At 57.5% G+C, this 16,357-nt stretch carries 15 protein-coding genes; 2 read left to right on the forward strand and 13 right to left on the reverse strand.

All coding sequences use genetic code 11. The annotated features are described in order from the left end of the window. Positions 1-119 precede the first annotated feature (119 nt). The gene (gene metH / locus IDH44_RS22475; protein ID WP_190921074.1) at positions 120-3,560 is read right to left on the reverse strand and encodes a methionine synthase; all 3,441 of its coding nucleotides are present in this window, start codon (positions 3,558-3,560) and stop codon (positions 120-122) included. 145 nt (positions 3,561-3,705) lie between these two features. On the opposite strand from metH, the gene IDH44_RS22480 reads away from it, so the two are divergent. Beyond that, entirely contained in the window at positions 3,706-4,248 is a 543-nt protein-coding gene (locus IDH44_RS22480; RefSeq protein ID WP_190921075.1) for a 1,2-dihydroxy-3-keto-5-methylthiopentene dioxygenase, read from the forward strand. A 100-nt stretch (positions 4,249-4,348) separates the two neighbouring features. On the opposite strand, the gene IDH44_RS22485 is transcribed toward IDH44_RS22480, so the two are convergent. The 5 genes from IDH44_RS22485 to IDH44_RS22505 form a co-directional block, all read right to left on the reverse strand. Next, entirely contained in the window at positions 4,349-5,140 is a 792-nt protein-coding gene (locus IDH44_RS22485) for an HAD family hydrolase (protein WP_190921076.1), read from the reverse strand. Positions 5,141-5,179: 39 nt separating this feature from the next. Then, positions 5,180-5,689 carry a hypothetical protein gene (locus tag IDH44_RS22490; protein WP_190921077.1) on the reverse strand — a complete coding sequence of 170 codons (510 nt, stop codon included), beginning with the start codon at positions 5,687-5,689 and terminating at the stop codon, positions 5,180-5,182. A 12-nt stretch (positions 5,690-5,701) separates the two neighbouring features. Continuing rightward, the gene (locus IDH44_RS22495; RefSeq protein ID WP_190921078.1) at positions 5,702-6,715 is read right to left on the reverse strand and encodes an aldo/keto reductase; all 1,014 of its coding nucleotides are present in this window, start codon (positions 6,713-6,715) and stop codon (positions 5,702-5,704) included. Between the two features lie 29 nt (positions 6,716-6,744). After that, complete coding sequence (locus tag IDH44_RS22500; protein WP_190921079.1) at positions 6,745-6,936, reverse strand: DUF896 domain-containing protein; 192 nt, start codon at positions 6,934-6,936, stop codon at positions 6,745-6,747. Between the two features lie 156 nt (positions 6,937-7,092). Further along, on the reverse strand, positions 7,093-7,515 hold the full coding sequence (locus tag IDH44_RS22505; protein WP_190921080.1) for a LysM peptidoglycan-binding domain-containing protein: 423 nt from the start codon (positions 7,513-7,515) through the stop codon (positions 7,093-7,095). A 185-nt stretch (positions 7,516-7,700) separates the two neighbouring features. Here IDH44_RS22505 and lexA point away from each other — a divergent pair, with 185 nt between their 5' ends. Next, entirely contained in the window at positions 7,701-8,321 is a 621-nt protein-coding gene (gene lexA, locus IDH44_RS22510) for a transcriptional repressor LexA (protein ID WP_190921081.1), read from the forward strand. A gap of 788 nt (positions 8,322-9,109) precedes the next feature. On the opposite strand, the gene glnA is transcribed toward lexA, so the two are convergent. From glnA to IDH44_RS22545, 7 genes are all read right to left on the reverse strand, one after another. Further along, positions 9,110-10,438 carry a type I glutamate--ammonia ligase gene (glnA, locus tag IDH44_RS22515; protein ID WP_190921082.1) on the reverse strand — a complete coding sequence of 443 codons (1,329 nt, stop codon included), beginning with the start codon at positions 10,436-10,438 and terminating at the stop codon, positions 9,110-9,112. Between the two features lie 25 nt (positions 10,439-10,463). Then, positions 10,464-10,877 (reverse strand): MerR family transcriptional regulator, encoded by a 414-nt coding sequence (locus tag IDH44_RS22520; RefSeq protein WP_190921083.1) that lies wholly within the window; start codon positions 10,875-10,877, stop codon positions 10,464-10,466. 62 nt (positions 10,878-10,939) lie between these two features. Further along, complete coding sequence (locus IDH44_RS22525) at positions 10,940-12,172, reverse strand: aminotransferase class I/II-fold pyridoxal phosphate-dependent enzyme (RefSeq protein WP_397326830.1); 1,233 nt, start codon at positions 12,170-12,172, stop codon at positions 10,940-10,942. Positions 12,173-12,268: 96 nt separating this feature from the next. After that, positions 12,269-13,570: a GTPase HflX gene (hflX, locus tag IDH44_RS22530; RefSeq protein ID WP_190921084.1), complete on the reverse strand. Its 1,302-nt coding sequence runs from the start codon at positions 13,568-13,570 to the stop codon at positions 12,269-12,271. Positions 13,571-13,583: 13 nt separating this feature from the next. Further along, positions 13,584-14,576 (reverse strand): AAA family ATPase, encoded by a 993-nt coding sequence (locus IDH44_RS22535; RefSeq protein WP_190921085.1) that lies wholly within the window; start codon positions 14,574-14,576, stop codon positions 13,584-13,586. 111 nt (positions 14,577-14,687) lie between these two features. Continuing rightward, a complete protein-coding gene (locus IDH44_RS22540) occupies positions 14,688-15,488 on the reverse strand; it encodes a YdcF family protein (protein ID WP_190921086.1) in 801 nt (266 codons plus the stop codon). Further along, the gene (locus tag IDH44_RS22545; RefSeq protein ID WP_190921087.1) at positions 15,485-16,042 is read right to left on the reverse strand and encodes a DUF402 domain-containing protein; all 558 of its coding nucleotides are present in this window, start codon (positions 16,040-16,042) and stop codon (positions 15,485-15,487) included. Before IDH44_RS22545 ends, IDH44_RS22540 begins: the two co-directional genes overlap by 4 nt. Between the last annotated feature and the right edge of the window lie 315 nt (positions 16,043-16,357).

Raw genomic sequence — 16,357 nt, forward strand, 5'->3', positions numbered from 1 at the left:
GCAAAAGACGCCATGCCGGGGAGGAAGGCGTCTTTTGCGTTCGTGGCGCGTCGACCGTGCATTTGCCGTTGCGGCGCGGCAAGTTACGAGATATCCACTCTTGCTACGGCAAGCGGGCCTCAGCTTTTCTCGACGTTGAAGTACTGCGCCTCGGGATGGGCAAATACCATCGCCGACACCGAAGCCTCCGGCTCCATCATGAAGCCCTCGGTCAGCTCGACGCCGATATCCTGGGGCTGCATCAGCTCGAACAGCGGGCCCTGATCCTCCAGGTTCGGACAGGCGGGATAGCCGAATGATACCCGAATGCCCTGATAGCGCGCGCCATGCCGCTGCTTCATCGTCATCTCCTGCGGATCGGGGTAGCCCCAGATGTCGCGCATAATGTGATGCACACGCTCTGCGAGCCCTTCCGCCACCTCCAGTGCCACTGCTTGAATCGCATGGGAGCGCAGATAATCCCCATTGTCCTTGAGCACCTCGGCCCGCTCGCGAATGCCGGACCCGGCCGTGACCACGAGGAAGCCGACATAATCCATCTCCCCGCTGTCGACCGGCCTCAGGTAGTCGGAGAGGCACAGGAACGGCTCCACCTGCTGGCGCGGGAACGTGAACCGCTTGATCTCCTTCGCATGGTCCTCCGGATCGTAGATGATGACATCGTTGCCCGACGATTGGGCAGGAAAAAACCGATACATCGCATGCGCGCGCAGCAGCCGTTCCGACGCCGCCTCCTGCAGCAGCTCGTCCACCGTCTCCTTGAGCTGGCGCGTCTTCGCGTCTCCGGCCGCGAGCAATTGCTCGACGCTGCCCTTGACGCCGAGATGGTGGCCGAGCAGCATCTGCATATTGACGTAAGGCACGATGTGCGGAATCGGCACATCTCGCAGCACGTGGCGCTGCAGATCCGGCGGCACGAATACCGACACAGTTTGCGAAATGGCCGAACGCTTCGTGCGCGTCAGCTTGGGCAGCGCGGGCTTCTCTTCGACCTGCGCCCCGCCCGAAGCTTTGTATTCCGCATGCTCCTGCTCCATGCGGCCGCGATGCGCTTTGTCCATCAGCTTGTTGGCGATGTCCAGCCCGTCCATCGCGTCCTTGGCATACAGCACGAGTCCTTCGTATTCGGGGCCGATCCGGTTTTTGGTGAATTTACGGGTCAGGGCCGCTCCGCCTACGAGAATTGGCACCGCGATCTCCGCGTTGCGCAGATCCTGCGCCGTCACCACCATTTGCTGCGCCGACTTGACGAGCAAGCCCGACAAGCCGATCGCATCGGCCGGCTCGTTGCGGTAGGCTTCGATCAATTGTTCGGGCGCCACCTTGATGCCGAGATTGATGATCCGGTACCCGTTGTTGGAGAGAATGATCTCCACCAGATTTTTGCCGATATCGTGCACATCGCCCTTGACCGTGGCGAGGATGATCTTGCCCTTCACCGAGGTATCGGATTTTTCCATATACGGCTCCAGATGCGCGACCGAGGCCTTCATGACCTCCGCGCTCTGCAGCACCTCGGCGACAATCAGCTCGTTGTTGTTGAACAGCCGGCCGACCTCGTCCATCCCCTTCATGAGCGGACCGTTGATAATTTCGAGCGGTCTTTTCGTCTTCAGCGCTTCATCCAGATCGGCCAACAGTCCGTCCTTGGAGCCTTCGACGACATACGCCGACAGCCGCTCCTCAAGCGTCAGGTTACTGACCTTCTCCTTCTTGACGACCTTCTTCTCCCGGAAAGCCGCTACGAACGTCGCCAGCGTCTCGTCTGACGTGCGATAGATCAGGTCCTCGGCCAGCCGACGCTCTTCCTCAGGGATCGAGGCATAGCGCTCGAGCTTCTCCGTATTGACGATGGCATAGTCGAGCCCCGCCTTTGTCGCCTCATACAGGTACACCGAATTGAGCACCTCGCGACCGGCGTCCGGCAGACCGAAGGAGATGTTGCTTAGTCCGAGTATTGTCTTCGTCTCGGGGAACGTTTGTTTGATCAGCCGGATGCCTTCGAGCGTCTCCACTGCGGAGCCGATATACTGCGGATCGCCCGAGCCGACCGGGAACATATTGGGATCGAAAATAATATCGCATGGCTGCATGCCGTACTTGTCCACGAGCAAGCGGTACGCGCGCTCCGCCACCTCGAGCTTGGCTTGCCGCGACACGGCTTGGCCCCGTTCGTCGATCAGGATGCACACAACTGCAGCGCCGTATTGATGGATAAGCGGCAATATCTGCTCGAACTTGGACTCGCCGTCCTCCAGATTAATGGAGTTAATGATCGCCTTGCCTTGCGAATACTTCAAGCCGAGCTCGATGATATGATCGTAGGTCGAGTCAAGCATAAGCGGCGCTTTGATTTTTTTGGCCACCATCGGCAGGAATTGATTGACGGCATATGCCTCGTCAATATCGGTATCCTGCAGGTTGATGTCGATGATTTGGGCGCCGCCCTTGACCTGCGCCCGCGCAATATCGGAGGCCTCGTCGAACTTCTCCTCCTTGATCAATCGCTTGAACTTGCGCGAGCCGGAAATATTGGTGCGTTCGCCGATCATGATCGGCCGGTTGTCTTCTTCGATATAGACTGTCTCAATCCCGGAGACGGCCGGCGGATGGCTCCCGTTCGCCTGGCGCGGGGCATACCCGGCCATCTGCTCGGCGAGCGCGCGAATATGCGCGGGCGTCGTGCCGCAGCAGCCGCCAGCTATGTTCAGCCAGCCCTGCTCGGCAAAGGCACCCAGCTTGGTCGCCAGCGATTGCGGCGATTCGTGATACTGCCCGTTCTCATCGGGCAGTCCCGCGTTGGGATAGCAACTGACCGCGCTGCCGGCAATCTCGCTCAACGAACGAATATGATCGCGCATGAACTCCGGGCCGGTGGCGCAATTCAGTCCGACCGAGATCGGCTTCAGATGCTCGAGCGAAATGTAAAACGCTTCAATGCTCTGACCGGCGAGGGTCGTGCCCATCGGCTCGATTGTGCCCGAGATCATAATTGGCAGCTCTCGCCCCGTCTGCTCGAAGGCGCGCCGGATTGCGATGCTGCCAGCCTTGACGTTCAGCGTGTCCTGCGACGTCTCCAGCAGGATCGCATCGACGCCGCCTTCGATGAGCGCCACCGTCTGCTCGAGATAGCTCTCCACTAATCCGTCAAAGGTGACGCCGCCGGTCACCGACAACGTCTTCGTCGTCGGGCCGAGCGCCCCGGCAACATAACGCGGGCGCTCCGGCGTTGCGTATTTGTCCGCGGCTTCGCGCGCGAGCGCCGCCGCCGCCAAATTAAGCTCGCGCGCTTTTTCCGGGATATCGTATTCCATCAGGACGACGCTCGTCGCGCCGAAGGTGTTCGTCTCTATAATATCAGCGCCTGCTTCCAGGTAGTCCTCGTGGATGTCCCGAATCAAGTCGGGCCGCGTCAGCACGAGTATTTCGTTGCAGCCGTCGAGATCCTCGCCGCCAAAAGCGTCGGCCTGCAGATCCGCCTGCTGAATCATCGTGCCCATCGCGCCGTCCATGATCAGAATTCGCTGCTTAAGCGCGTCGTACAAAGTCGATTTGGTCATCTTGAACAACTTCCTCCCGCAAAATCATATCCCCTAGTCTAACAGAATCCACTACATGTGAAAAGCACGAGGCATCGACAGAAAGCCACCCTTACGTTATAATGACCGTAAATCTGGATAAAGCTATAGGAAATGAGGGATTGGAATGGCTGAAATCGTCATTCGCGACTCCGGCGAACGCATACGCGGAGAAGAACAGGTACGTGCATTTTTAGATCGTCAAGAGGTGCTCTACGAGCATTGGGACGCAGCCAAGCTGCCCGCGGAACTGCAAGAAAAATTTACGCTTTCGGACGATGACAAAGCGCAGATTCTTTCGACCTTTGACAGCGAAATCCGTGACCTCGCCGGCCGCCGCGGCTACCGGACATGGGACATCATTGCCCTTTCCGACGCGACGCCGAACCTGGACGAGCTGCTCAAAAAATTTGAGCAGGTGCACACGCACACCGAGGACGAGGTGCGGGCAATCACTGCAGGCAAAGGCATTTTTATTATCAAAGGCTCGGAAGAAGTCGGTTATTTCAATGTCGAGTTGGAGGCCGGCGATGTCATTTCCGTACCGGAAAACAAGCCGCATTTCTTCACCTTAATGGATAATCGGCAAATTGTAGCCGTACGGCTGTTTATCGAGACCGAGGGCTGGATCGCGCATCCGTTTGCAGACCCTGCTTTTTCAAAGGCATAATAAACGAAGGCGCAGCAAATCAGACATCAAAAAAACCTTATCTCCAAGCCGGAGGTAAGGTTTTTGGTTTGCGATAATGCCCCCGTTTTGAGGGCGGGTCTTACAGTTGCTCCAGCAGTTCCGGCAATTCGTCCAAGTTTGAAATTTCATGGGTCGGCAGTATTTCGTCCGTTCGCGTGGCGCCATGCCGGTTGAGCCACACGGCGGTCATGCCGACGCCGAGCGAGCCGATAATATCGGTCGTCAGCTTGTCCCCGACCATCACGGCTTCCTCGGGCTTGACCTCGAGCCGTTCCAGGCAATGACGAAATATGGAGGAGTCGGGCTTTCCTTTACCAAAGTTCCCGGAAATGACCACACATTCAAAATACGGGACGAGCTCCGGGACGCCGTCCAGCTTCTCCTGCTGCAGATCCGGTGAACCGTTCGTCAGCAAAAGAAGACGATACCGGCCCTTCAACCGGTCCAGCACGCGAAACGTATCGTCGTAGACGAAGGCCCTTTTACGGCGTTCGGCCGGAAAAAGCTCCGCCAAGCGTTCGCCGAGCTCCGGCTTTTTTACGCCGAGCGCTTTCAGGCCGCGCGTCCAGGCATTTTTGCGATAGACCGGCGCCAGCGCGCGAAGCGTCTGGAATTGTTCCTGCTTGCCCTCGCGAAAATCCGCCCACAGCGCCTCAAACGGGTTGATGCCGATCATTTTGGTAAACGGGAAGGTTTCATACGATTCGTACAAGGTTCGCGCCTCCGTACGGACCGATTGCTCAAGCTCCTCCGGGTCGACGCCCGTCTCGTCCGCAGCGGCGCGGCATGTCGCTTCGAACGCCTCCTTTACACTGCGCTCGTCCCACAGCAGTGTGTCATCGAGATCAAAAAGTACTGCCTTTTTCCCCATCCTCCAAGTCTCTCTCCTTCATCGATCATGCTGCGATAGTTATTTTTTTTGAATGTCAATGTGATGCTCGCGGGCAAATTGCTGCAATCGCTCGGCCATGTCATCGGTCGGGAAACGATTAAGCAATTTGGAAAAGCTCCATGCCGGACCCTTGGTCTGTTCAATCGCGATAAAACCGGGTTGCACCGTAATGCGCTTGATTGCACCCGGTTCAAGCCGCTTGTCCCCCGTAAGGCGCCGGGATTGCACGTAATTTTTGCCGACGTTCAGATAAGGCCGCCGGAAAAAAAAGAGCATAGCGAGCAGTATGTAGCAACCTGCCGTCACCCAGAGCAACGTATCGTTTTGCCCGAGTTCCGGAGTCAGCGAATTCATATACATGTAGAAGCCAATGAATATGACGATGACAATCGGCAAAATGTAATTGCGGCCTTTGAATCGGTCGATCCGGCTGGCCTCCGGCACGTATCCGGAAGTGCCGCGTTTTTTTTGCTGTTGGCTAAGATGACTCATGTTTTTGCGCACCTTGCGCTCCCAGGAACGGGACATCGGAACAGCCTCCTAAATCATCGATTGATCCGGCTCGCTCAGGCCGGGACGGCGAAATTTCTCTAAAAAGCGATGCGGATATTCGGACGGGAGTCTGCTGACCTCGTCCAGTCGGAGCCACTGCTCGTCGGGCATCCTCCAGCCTGCGGCCCCCATGTTGTCTTCGAATTGCTCGAGCGTGCTTGCTCCAAAAATCGGAGCGGTGATGCCGTTTCGGCGCAACAGCCAATTGAGAGCGACCTGGGATGGCGACTTGTCCAACTGGTCGGCAATCTCGCGGACCGCATCGAGAATGGCAAAATTTTTGTCGGTCGCACGAAGCGCCCACGAGCTTTCCCCTGCGACAGCCGTCAATCGTCCGGAGGTCGGCGGCTCCTTTCCATACCTTCCGGTCAAAAAGCCGCCGCCGATCGGGGCCCAGGGGATGATCCCGACATTCTCCTCCAAGCAGAGCGACAGCATCTCCCGATCCATTTCACGGCTCACGAGACTATATTGCGGCTGGATTGAGATAAATTTGACATAACGGTTCAACTCGCTTACCGCCAGTGCTTTCATCAGTTGCCAGGCCAGAAAATTGGAGCATCCGATATACCGTACCTTGCCGGAAGCGACAAGGTCATCGAGCGCTCGCATCGTTTCTTCGATTGGCGTGGCGTGATCCCACACATGCACCTGGTAAAGATCGATGTAATCGGTGTTGAGACGACGCAAGCTGTCGTCGACCCCGTCCATAATATGCTTTCTGGATACGCCTGCCCCGTTGACATGCTCCGCCGTTTTCATCCGCACCTTTGTTGCCAGCACGATTTCAGAACGCTTATCCTTGATCGCCTTGCCGACAATTTCCTCGGAGCGTCCGTTGACATAGACATTGGCCGTGTCCAAAAAATTGCCGCCTCGCTCGACAAAACGATTAATCATGTCAATCGAATCGGGTTCGGACGTCGTGTTGCCAAAAGTCATCGTGCCGAGGCAAAGCTCGGAGACGGCCAGACCGCTTCGACCCAATCGCTTCATTTTCATGCGCATTCATCCCCTTGTCAGGCTGAGATCTATTGTTTTGAGCCCTTGTCGGGCTCCTCGTCCGTCCATTCAATCGCTTCGAGCTGGTTGCGGAAGTTCCGCTTGAATACCTCCAGGTATTGCTTGCGAAGCTGATCGCGTTCCGCCGTTTCTTCTACAGTCAATCCGACCGTCTTATGCTTTCTGGCGAGTTCGTTGATCCGTTCCACCAGCTTGTCCATCTTTGCCACCTCCGCTTCCAAAGCACGTGTCCCATTATACTTTGACATTACTGTTCTAATATTGTCAAGGCAAAAAAGGCCCTGCAGATAAATGCGGGCCTCGGTGGATACAAACGGCAAACGCAGATAAAGCAATCGAACCTATGCTCAAGGCAGCTAATGCTCGACGGACGTCGGAATAATCAGTCGCTGACCGACCTGAAGCGAAGAGCTGGACAAGCCGTTCCGGTGCCGAAGCTGAAACACAATCTCGCGAATGTCAGCCTCGGCGGGCTTGACTCGCGCCGCGATGTCCCAAAGCGTGTCCCCCGCGGAAACGGTGATCCATTGTTCGTCCGCACCGGCAGGCTCCGGATGCTCCATCCCTGCCGTAGACTGAATTACGAAAAAGCCTGCAAAGAGCAAGACAAAAACGGCGAAAGCAGCAACGATACGAAAGAACGTTCGAAAATTGTTTTTGAAACCGGGAGAGCTTGCGAAACGCGGGGATGAGGCTCGCCTAGCGCCTGACTCAGCCAACAATCCTGCCGATCTCGCTTGATTCGAATGCATGCTGGTATACGAATAAGTATTCATCATGTCGACCACACTCCAAACGTTTGTTCTGTTGTTCTTACTTTATCACGAACAAGTGTTTGTAGTCAACAATTTTCGGAACATTTGTTCGATAAGCATCTGCGCAAATCTTCGAACTTATGTTTGTACGAACTCCGGTTCTGTGCTATAATTTTACACATCTACTATTCACAGATGGAGTGATCCCGGTGACGAAATTATCCAATCGACAGCAGACCATTTTAGACTTTATCAAAACAGAAGTACGCGAAAAGGGATATCCGCCGTCCGTCCGTGAAATCGGAGAAGCGGTCGGCTTGGCCTCCAGCTCCACCGTTCACGGTCATCTGGACAGGCTTGAAAAAAAAGGGCTGATTCGACGTGATCCCACCAAACCGCGGGCGATTGAAATTTTAGGCATGGAAGACGTAGACGCGCAATTCTCATTGTCCGTATCCAAGATACCGGTTATCGGCAAGGTAACGGCTGGCGAACCGATCACCGCAACCGAGAACATTGAAGAATACTTCCCCCTCCCTACTCATTTTGTCGGCGATAACGAAGTCTTCATGCTCCGCGTCGTAGGCGACAGTATGATCGAAGCCGGCATTCACAACGGCGATTTCGTCATCGTCCGTCAGCAGCAGACGGCCAACAACGGCGAGATTGTCGTCGCCATGACCGAAAACGACGAAGCTACCGTTAAAACCTTTTATCGCGAACGCGATCACGTCCGACTCCAACCGGAGAATCCGACCATGGCGCCGATTCTGCTCAAGCAGGTGACCATTCTCGGCCGCGTCGTCGGCATTTTCCGCGACATTCATTAAGACTGGTAAACGACCAGTAAATAACGAATGAGGACACAAGCGCCCCAACGTTAAAAGCCTCGCGCGCAATCTTGAATCTTTATGCGCGGGGCTTTTCGCCATTCATCGCAGGACGTTATTTTGTTCCAATTAGCCTCCCTAACGGACACAAGAGGCCCTTGGTCAGCGAGCGCCGAACTTGTCTGGATTAGGAACTCAATTGAGGAATGACCGCACATTTTTGACTGCAAGTCCAAGGACATGACCTTGACACGAGCCGGCATCCCGTCAGTCGGTTCATGCGTGTGCGCACGCCGCAGACGCCACAGTCTGGCTGAACCAAATTGGCCGCACCGGTATCGCAGACCGGCCCCGATAGCCTAGTAGACTGTCGAGGCTTGGCTGTAATGGACATGAGAGACGCTTAGGGCCAATTTTCGGCTCGCTTCAACGTGCCAACGGTCAAAGAGCGACGCTTAGCAGGCATCTTGGTCCTTCTAACGGGCCCAAACACCTCCTAAGCGTAGCTGATGACCGTTAGAATCGTGCAAGCGCCGATTTGGGCGCTAAGCGCCGCTAGTGTCCGTTAGAGCTTCAGGTTGCACGCTACGCGAGTCCTTCCGCTCAAGACAATCATGCGCACGTCTGCTCTCTCCCCTAGCTTGTGCCAGGCTTACCTTGTGTCCGATCGCATGCCTGTCTGCGAATTCATACAAACGCTGGGTTGAAATCATATACTTTCTATAATGGAACAAAAAACAGCCGGCCAGGATGAAGATCCTGGACGGCTGGTGTTTGAAGCGTTAATGTTAGTACAGCGTCAAATACTGATCGCGCTCCCACTGGTGAACCTGGGTGCGGTACATGTCCCACTCAATTTCCTTGAGCTCGTAGAAATGCGCCAGCGCGTGATCGCCGAGGGCCTCGCAGATGACCTCGTCGCGGAGCGTTTCCTCGAGCGCTTCCTTCAGATCCATCGGCAAGCTCGGGATGCCGTCCTCGACCCGTTCTTCTTCGGTCATGACGTAGATGTTGCGATCGGTCGGCGTCGGCAACGACAATTTGTTGCGAATGCCGTCCAGACCGGCCTTGAGCATGACGCTAAGCGCCAAGTAAGGGTTCGCAGCCGGGTCGGGGTTGCGCACCTCGATGCGGGTGCTGAGTCCGCGTGAGGCCGGAATGCGAATCATCGGGCTGCGGTTGCTAGCCGACCAAGCGACATAACACGGCGCTTCGTAGCCTGGCACGAGCCGCTTGTACGAATTGACAGTCGGGTTCGTGATCGATGCGAGCGCGCGCGCGTGACGAAGCACGCCGGCCATATAGTAGCGCGCGTTTTCACTCAGTCCCAGCTTGTCCTTTTCATCGTAAAAGGCGTTTTTGCCGTCTTCGAACAGCGATTGATGGCAATGCATGCCCGAGCCGTTCATTCCGACGAGCGGCTTCGGCATGAAGGATGCATGAAGTCCGTGCTGGCGGGCAATGGTCTTGACGACCAGTTTGAACGTTTGGATCTGATCGGCCGCTTTGACTGCATTGGCGTACTTGAAGTCAATCTCGTGCTGACCCGGCGCAACCTCGTGATGCGAGGCTTCAATTTCAAAGCCCATTTCCTCGAGCGTCAATACGATTTCGCGACGGCAGTTTTCGCCAAGATCGGTCGGCGCGAGATCGAAGTATCCGCCCTGGTCGTTCAGCTCGGTCGTCGGCTCGCCTTTCTCATCCGTCTTGAAGAGGAAGAATTCCGGTTCAGGTCCCACGTTCATGGCGCTGAAGCCCAAATCCTCCGCTTCCTTGAGATTGCGCTTCAGGATACCGCGCGGATCGCCGGCGAACGGCGTGCCGTCCGGCATATAAATGTCGCAGATCAGCCGCGCAACCCGGTTCTCGGTTACCCACGGGAAGATGACCCACGTATCCAGATCAGGGTACAAATACATATCCGATTCTTCAATCCGAACATAGCCTTCGATGGAAGACCCGTCGAACATCATTTTGTTATCCAGCGCTTTTTCCAGCTGACTTACAGGAATCTCAACATTTTTAATCGTACCGAGCAGGTCGGTGAATTGCAATCGGATAAAGCGGACGTTCTTTTCTTTGGCCTGTTGTAAGATGTCTTCTCTGTTGAAACTCACAGAATCCTCTCCTTTTAGCCTTTAATTAGGATTTGTTGCTATAGAAACGGGACAATTGGCCTTGAATAATCGAGGCTTTGCCCGGTCTCTTCTCGAGTAGCTGCTGCTTCAATAGGCGGTGGAGCTGCGTTTCGGACATTTCCCGTCGCTTCGTTTCCGTCTGCTCGGTAATGACCGTGGCTTCCTCGGACTCCTTGGTCACGGGATTCATGACCTGCTTGATGCCGGCAATGTTGACGCCTTTCTCGATCAGCGACTTGATCTCCAAGAGACGCTCCACGTCGTTAAACGAAAAGAGCCGTTGATTGCCGTTCGTCCGAGCCGGCACAATAAGTTCGTGCTGTTCGTAATAACGGATCTGCCGAGCCGTCAAGTCGGTCAGCTTCATGACGATCCCGATCGGGAACAACGCCATATTTCTGCGAATTTCGTCAGCCATGCGCATCAACCATCCAATCCCTAAATGATATGCTTCCATTGTAACGTTGTGTCAGAAACATGTCAAGTTGTGTGAGGTTTAATCACAATTAATCCGCTTTCATGCAGACGGGAAAAGGCGGTAAGAAGGCCAAATTTGACGTGCGCATAGGTTAGTCCGCCTTGCATATACGCAATATACGGCTCGCGAATCGGAGCGTCCGCCGATAACTCGAGACTGCCCCCCTGAATAAACGTCCCGGCCGCCATAATGACCGGATGGGCATACCCCGGCATCGCCCACGGCTCCGGCACGACATGCGCATCGACCGCGGCCGCGCGCTGGATGCCTTGGACGAAGGCAATGAGCTGAGCTTCGTTGTCCATGCGCACTGCCTGAATCAGATCGGTGCGGGGCGCATCCCAGGCCGGACGGCTCTCAAACCCCGCAGCGCTGAACATGGCAGCCGCCAGGACCGCTCCCTTGAGTGCCTGGCCGACGAAATGCGGCGCCAGAAAAAGGCCCTGAAACGTGGCGCGCAGCGTATCGAGCATGGCGCCGACCTCGCCGCCGATGCCCGGGGCGGTCAGCCGGTAAGCCGCTTGCTCGACCAGATCGGCCCGACCGCAAATGTAACCGCCTGAAGGGGCTAGGCCGCCGCCGGGATTTTTGATCAGCGAGCCGGCCATCAGGTCGACGCCGCAGGCGGTCGGCTCACGCTCCTCCGTGAATTCACCGTAGCAATTGTCCACGAATACGAGCACGTCCGGCTTGATCCGCTTGACGCGAGCGGTCATCTCGGCAATTGCCGCCACGTCAAAAGAACTCCGCCAATCGTAGCCGCGCGAACGCTGAATCCCGATGACGCGGGTGCGTGGCCCGATTGCGGCCTCAACCCCTTCCCAGTCGATGCCGCCGTCCGGCAGCAGCTCGACCTCGCGGTAGCCGATCGAAAAGTCGCGCAGCGAGCCGGCCCCGTCTCCCTCCTGTCCCACCACCTTGCGCAGCGTATCGTAGGGCTGGCCCGTAATATACAGCAGCTCGTCGCCGGGCCGCAGCGAGCCGAACAGCGCGCATGCGATCGTATGCGTGCCGGAGGCAAAATGCGGCCGAACGAGCGCAGCCTCAGCCTCAAAAACGTCCGCATAGACCAGATCCAGCACCTCGCGGCCGCGATCATTGTAGCCGTAGCCGGTCGATCCGGCGAAATGAAAGTCGCTGACGTGATGCTTTTGAAATGCGCGGATGACCTTGCGCTGGTTACGCTCCGCGAGCTTGTCCAATTCGGTCATGCGGCCGGCCAGACGTCCCTCCAGCTCGTCAGTCCATGCTTCCAGATCGAATGGCCCCTCCGGGCGGCTGTCTCTTGCTCCCACCAGTTCTTCTCTCCCTTGTACGTATAAAGATTGCGTCTATTGATACGGCGCATCGGCTTCTTTGTAAACCCGGAGCGGCCCGCCGTGCTGCTCATACTCGCTCGGGTCCAGCTCGACCGTAAACCGCAGAGTCTCGCCATCGGCCGTCTGCTCGATCACCTCGCCCATTCGATGCGCCAGCGCGATCAGATCCCCCCGCGCTGCCGGAAGCGCGAACCGCTCGCGCCGTCCGGAGAGACGTTCTTGAATATGCCGACGCAGCGTCTCCAGATCAACCGCATCGTACGCGCTGATCCATAGCGCATCCTTTCCGGTCGGCACACGCTCGGCCTGCTCGCCGGAGCACAGATCCTTTTTGTTGTACACCGTAAGCTGAGGCTTGTCCCCTGCGCCGAGCTCGGTCAGAATCTGCTGTACGACGGCAGCCTGCTCCTCGCGCGCCGCAGAAGAGCTGTCGACGACATGCAGCACCAGGTCGGCCTCGCATACCTCCTCCAGCGTCGCGCGGAAAGCCGCCACGAGATCATGCGGCAGGTTTTGAATAAAGCCAACCGTATCCGTAAGCACAATTTCCTTGCCGCCTGCGAGCTTCAATGCCCGCGTCGTCGGATCCAGCGTCGCAAACAGTTGATTCTCCACATAGACATCGGCCTCGGTGAACTGCCTTAGCAGCGTGGATTTGCCGGCATTGGTGTAGCCGACGAGCGCGACCTGCCGCACGCCCGTCTTGTGGCGGCGCTCCCGCAGCAGCTGCCGGTGCCGCGCCACCTCGGACAGCTGCCGTTTCAGCTCGGAGATGCGGCCCCGGATATGGCGGCGATCGGTCTCCAGCTTGGTCTCTCCGGGTCCGCGGGTGCCGATGCCGCCGCCGAGGCGCGACAGATGTTTGCCATGGCCAGACAAGCGCGGCAGCAGGTAGCTCAGTTGAGCGAGCTCGACCTGAATGATGCCCTCGCGCGTCCGTGCGCGCTGGGCGAATATATCGAGAATGAGCTGGGTGCGGTCGATGATCTTCAGATCGAGCGCCTGCTCGAGATTGCGCACCTGAGCCACGGACAGCTCCTGATCAAAAATGGCGGTTGTCGAGTCTGTGGCCGCAGCCAGCTGACGCAGCTCATCGACCTTGCCCTTGCCGATCAGCCAACGCGTGTCCGGCGCTTCCCGCTGCTGCACGAGCGTGCCGGCGACCGTCACGCCGGCGGTCTCCGCAAGCCGCATCAGCTCCTGCAGCGAATGCTCCGGGTTGATGCCGCCGCGCGTCTGCTCCGGCGTCACGACACTGACCAGCATAGCCGTCTCCTGTTGTTCGGTTTCTATCCGGTAAGTGGTTGGGCGCATCGGGCGTCTCTCCTTACGTTGCTTTGTTGGTCCAGCGCAGATCCTCCGGACGAATGGTCATGAGCTCTTGCTTGCCTGGCGAACCGCTCGGATAATGCTCCAGCAGGCGCACAGCTTGGAACCGGATTGCCCGCTCGATGACGTTGCGTACGTACCTGGCATTGCTGAACGAGAACATCGATTCGCCGCGCTCTTGCATCAGATGCTGGCGCAGCTTGAATAGCGATTGCGGCATCAGCGCATACTCCCGATCGCGCGCCATCAGCTCGGAAATTTGAATGAGCTGGTCGACGGTGTAGTCCGGAAATTCAATTTGAATCGGGAACCGGGAGGGAAGCCCGGGATTGGTCATCAAAAAATGATCGATTTCCAGCGGGTAGCCCGCCAAAATCAAAACAAATTGGTTTTTGTGATCCTCCATCGCTTTGACGAGTGTGTCGATGGCTTCCTTCCCGAAATCTTTTTCCCCGCCGCGCGCCAGGCTGTAGGCTTCGTCGACGAACAGCACGCCGCCGAGCGCCTTTTTGACGAGATCGCGTGTTTTTTGCGCCGTATGACCGATGTATTCGCCGACCAGATCGGCTCGTTCCACCTCGATCAAGTGGCCTTTGGCGAGTACGCCCATCTTTTGAAACAAACGGGCTACAATTCGGGCGATGGTCGTCTTCCCGGTCCCCGGGTTGCCTTTGAAAATCATATGATAGACATGCGAGCCCCCGGCCAGACCCGCGTCAAGGCGCAGCTTGGAGACATGCAGCAGCGCGTAAATTTCATAGACCAGCGACTTGACATTCTCCATCCCGACCATCGGTTCCAGCTCTTTTTGGATCTCCAAATACGGATCGCCGGGCGCGTGGGCTTTGGCCGCGCCGCCGGAGGCGGGCTCGCTGTCCTCCAGCGTCTGCATTGCGGGCGCTGCTGCATCCTGACTTCGCAGGACGACATTGATTTGCCGGGACGGCCGTTTTTGAACGGACGGGCCGGCGCTGGCGGCATTGGAATTCATGAGGCATCCCACCCTTTGGAGCGCGTCGGCAGGCGTGTCTCGCGCAGTAGGCGAGCCGCATGCCGCTTTATCAATGTATGCCGCGCCCCGCTCGTCCTAGTCTCGCGCCGGTCATAGGCCCAGCGGAAGCTCGGGGAGCCGCCAGCCGACCTTGAGCAGTAGTCGGTCAAGCGTCCACTTCGTATAGGCCAGCACCTCCCGCAGCTCGCTGCGCGCATGGGAGAGCGCCCGCGATTTGACGCCAGTCGCCTGCACCTCCTCGATCCCGACAACCTGCGCAATCTCCAGCGCGCGGGCCGCATGGAAGTCGTGCGTAATGACGATGACGCTCGTCCACCCGCGCTCGATCATGAGCGCGCGGCTATAGAGCAGATTCTCATATGTGCTGCGCGCCTGCGGCTCAACCAGCACCGCTTCGTCCGGTACGCCGCGCGCTACCAAATGGCGTCGCATTCCTTCGGCCTCCGTAATGGTCGCGCCATTGCTGTCGAGACCGCCGCTTACGATCAGGCGCCGGACCTTGCCTGCTTCGTACAGCGCTAGCGCCCGATCGAGCCGCTCGCGCAAGCCGGGGCTCGGCTCGTCGTTGCGAAGCGAAGCCCCGAGCACGATTCCGACATCGGCAGGCTCCAGCAGGCGCGGCTCGCGAAAGTCGTTGATCTGCCACAGCGCATAGGCCATCCAAAAGATGCCGGCCGCCCCTGCCCAAAGCGCCAGACGCAGCAGGAACGGAAGCAGGCGGGAGCGGGCCAGTCCCGTCGAACGGCTTTTTTTCGTAGTCCGCTTGCGGCGGCCCGGCACCTTGCGCGCGCGGGGAGGCGCGGGTTTTCGATCGTTCCGCGACGGCCCCGCTTTGCGATTGTGAGCCGGCGTCCCGGATTGGCGGCTGCGGGGCGGCGGAGCCGGTCTCACGATTGCTGCGCGCCGCCCATGCGCGGCGCAAGCGAACGACGATGCTTCAGACTAAGCGTGAAATAACGAAAGCGTCCGTTTTTGATCAGGTCGAGCAGACGGCGTGCCGTCTTGCGCGCCATCGTCGCATCCTTGGCGGTGATATCGCCGCTGCGCAGCGCATCCTCCAGCTCATCCTCGTCGAGCAAAAACACCTCGCCGCTCGGCAGCACGACGACATCGAGAAAGAGGTCGTCGAACCACGGCACCTGTTGATCGGTAAGCCCTTGCGTTTTGCAGACATCGATGTACCACTGCACGACGCTACCTTTATCGTCGAACATCGTCGTTACGACGAACTGCTCGCCGCGCGGAAAGTGCTGCATCCACAGGTAGCCGCGGTCGGCGAGACAGAGCCTGCGTCCGTTGTATTCTTTCCACAGCGGCTCCCGCAATTCATGAATGCGATAGAACGTAACCAGCCCTTTGAACTCCTCGTTGTCCAGCGTGAGACACGAGTAGCTCTTGCGAACGATGCGCCGCCAGTTGGCGCGGTCTGAAAATTTTCTTTTCATACGGGTAACGTACCTTTCCGTTCAAAATGTAATGCACCGCGTCCCAAGCGACAAGTCGTTGTGGAAGCATCCAACACCTATGCCAAAAAGCTTACCATATCTTCGCAGCTATCTCCAGCCGCACACCGAAACTACTGCCCTGAGGCCAAAATTCTAAAACGCAAGGGGCTGTTGCGAGTACGCAATGCGGGCAATCAGCGGGGCGCTATGCGGCAGTCAGTTGTGTAGAGTAAAGGACTGGTAGCACCAGCCCCTCCTCATCAAACCGTACGTGCGGTTTTCCCGCATACGGCTTTCCGACGTTCTTCACCTTGC

This window comes from Paenibacillus sabuli, from assembly GCF_014705605.1.
GTDB classification, from domain to species: Bacteria; Bacillota; Bacilli; order Paenibacillales; family Paenibacillaceae; genus Paenibacillus_D; species Paenibacillus_D sabuli.

Coding starts and splice junctions, on each gene's coding strand:
- IDH44_RS22500 (WP_190921079.1), bottom strand. CDS start 6,936: ATGGACAAGCTGGTGGAACGGATCAACGAACTCGCCAGAAAGCATAAG.
- IDH44_RS22535 (WP_190921085.1), bottom strand. CDS start 14,576: ATGAATTCCAATGCCGCCAGCGCCGGCCCGTCCGTTCAAAAACGGCCG.
- hflX (WP_190921084.1), bottom strand. CDS start 13,570: ATGCGCCCAACCACTTACCGGATAGAAACCGAACAACAGGAGACGGCT.
- IDH44_RS22485 (WP_190921076.1), bottom strand. CDS start 5,140: ATGGGGAAAAAGGCAGTACTTTTTGATCTCGATGACACACTGCTGTGG.
- IDH44_RS22545 (WP_190921087.1), bottom strand. CDS start 16,042: ATGAAAAGAAAATTTTCAGACCGCGCCAACTGGCGGCGCATCGTTCGC.
- IDH44_RS22480 (WP_190921075.1), top strand. CDS start 3,706: ATGGCTGAAATCGTCATTCGCGACTCCGGCGAACGCATACGCGGAGAA.
- IDH44_RS22520 (WP_190921083.1), bottom strand. CDS start 10,877: ATGGCTGACGAAATTCGCAGAAATATGGCGTTGTTCCCGATCGGGATC.
- IDH44_RS22495 (WP_190921078.1), bottom strand. CDS start 6,715: ATGAAAATGAAGCGATTGGGTCGAAGCGGTCTGGCCGTCTCCGAGCTT.
- IDH44_RS22490 (WP_190921077.1), bottom strand. CDS start 5,689: ATGTCCCGTTCCTGGGAGCGCAAGGTGCGCAAAAACATGAGTCATCTT.
- IDH44_RS22505 (WP_190921080.1), bottom strand. CDS start 7,515: ATGATGAATACTTATTCGTATACCAGCATGCATTCGAATCAAGCGAGA.
- metH (WP_190921074.1), bottom strand. CDS start 3,560: ATGACCAAATCGACTTTGTACGACGCGCTTAAGCAGCGAATTCTGATC.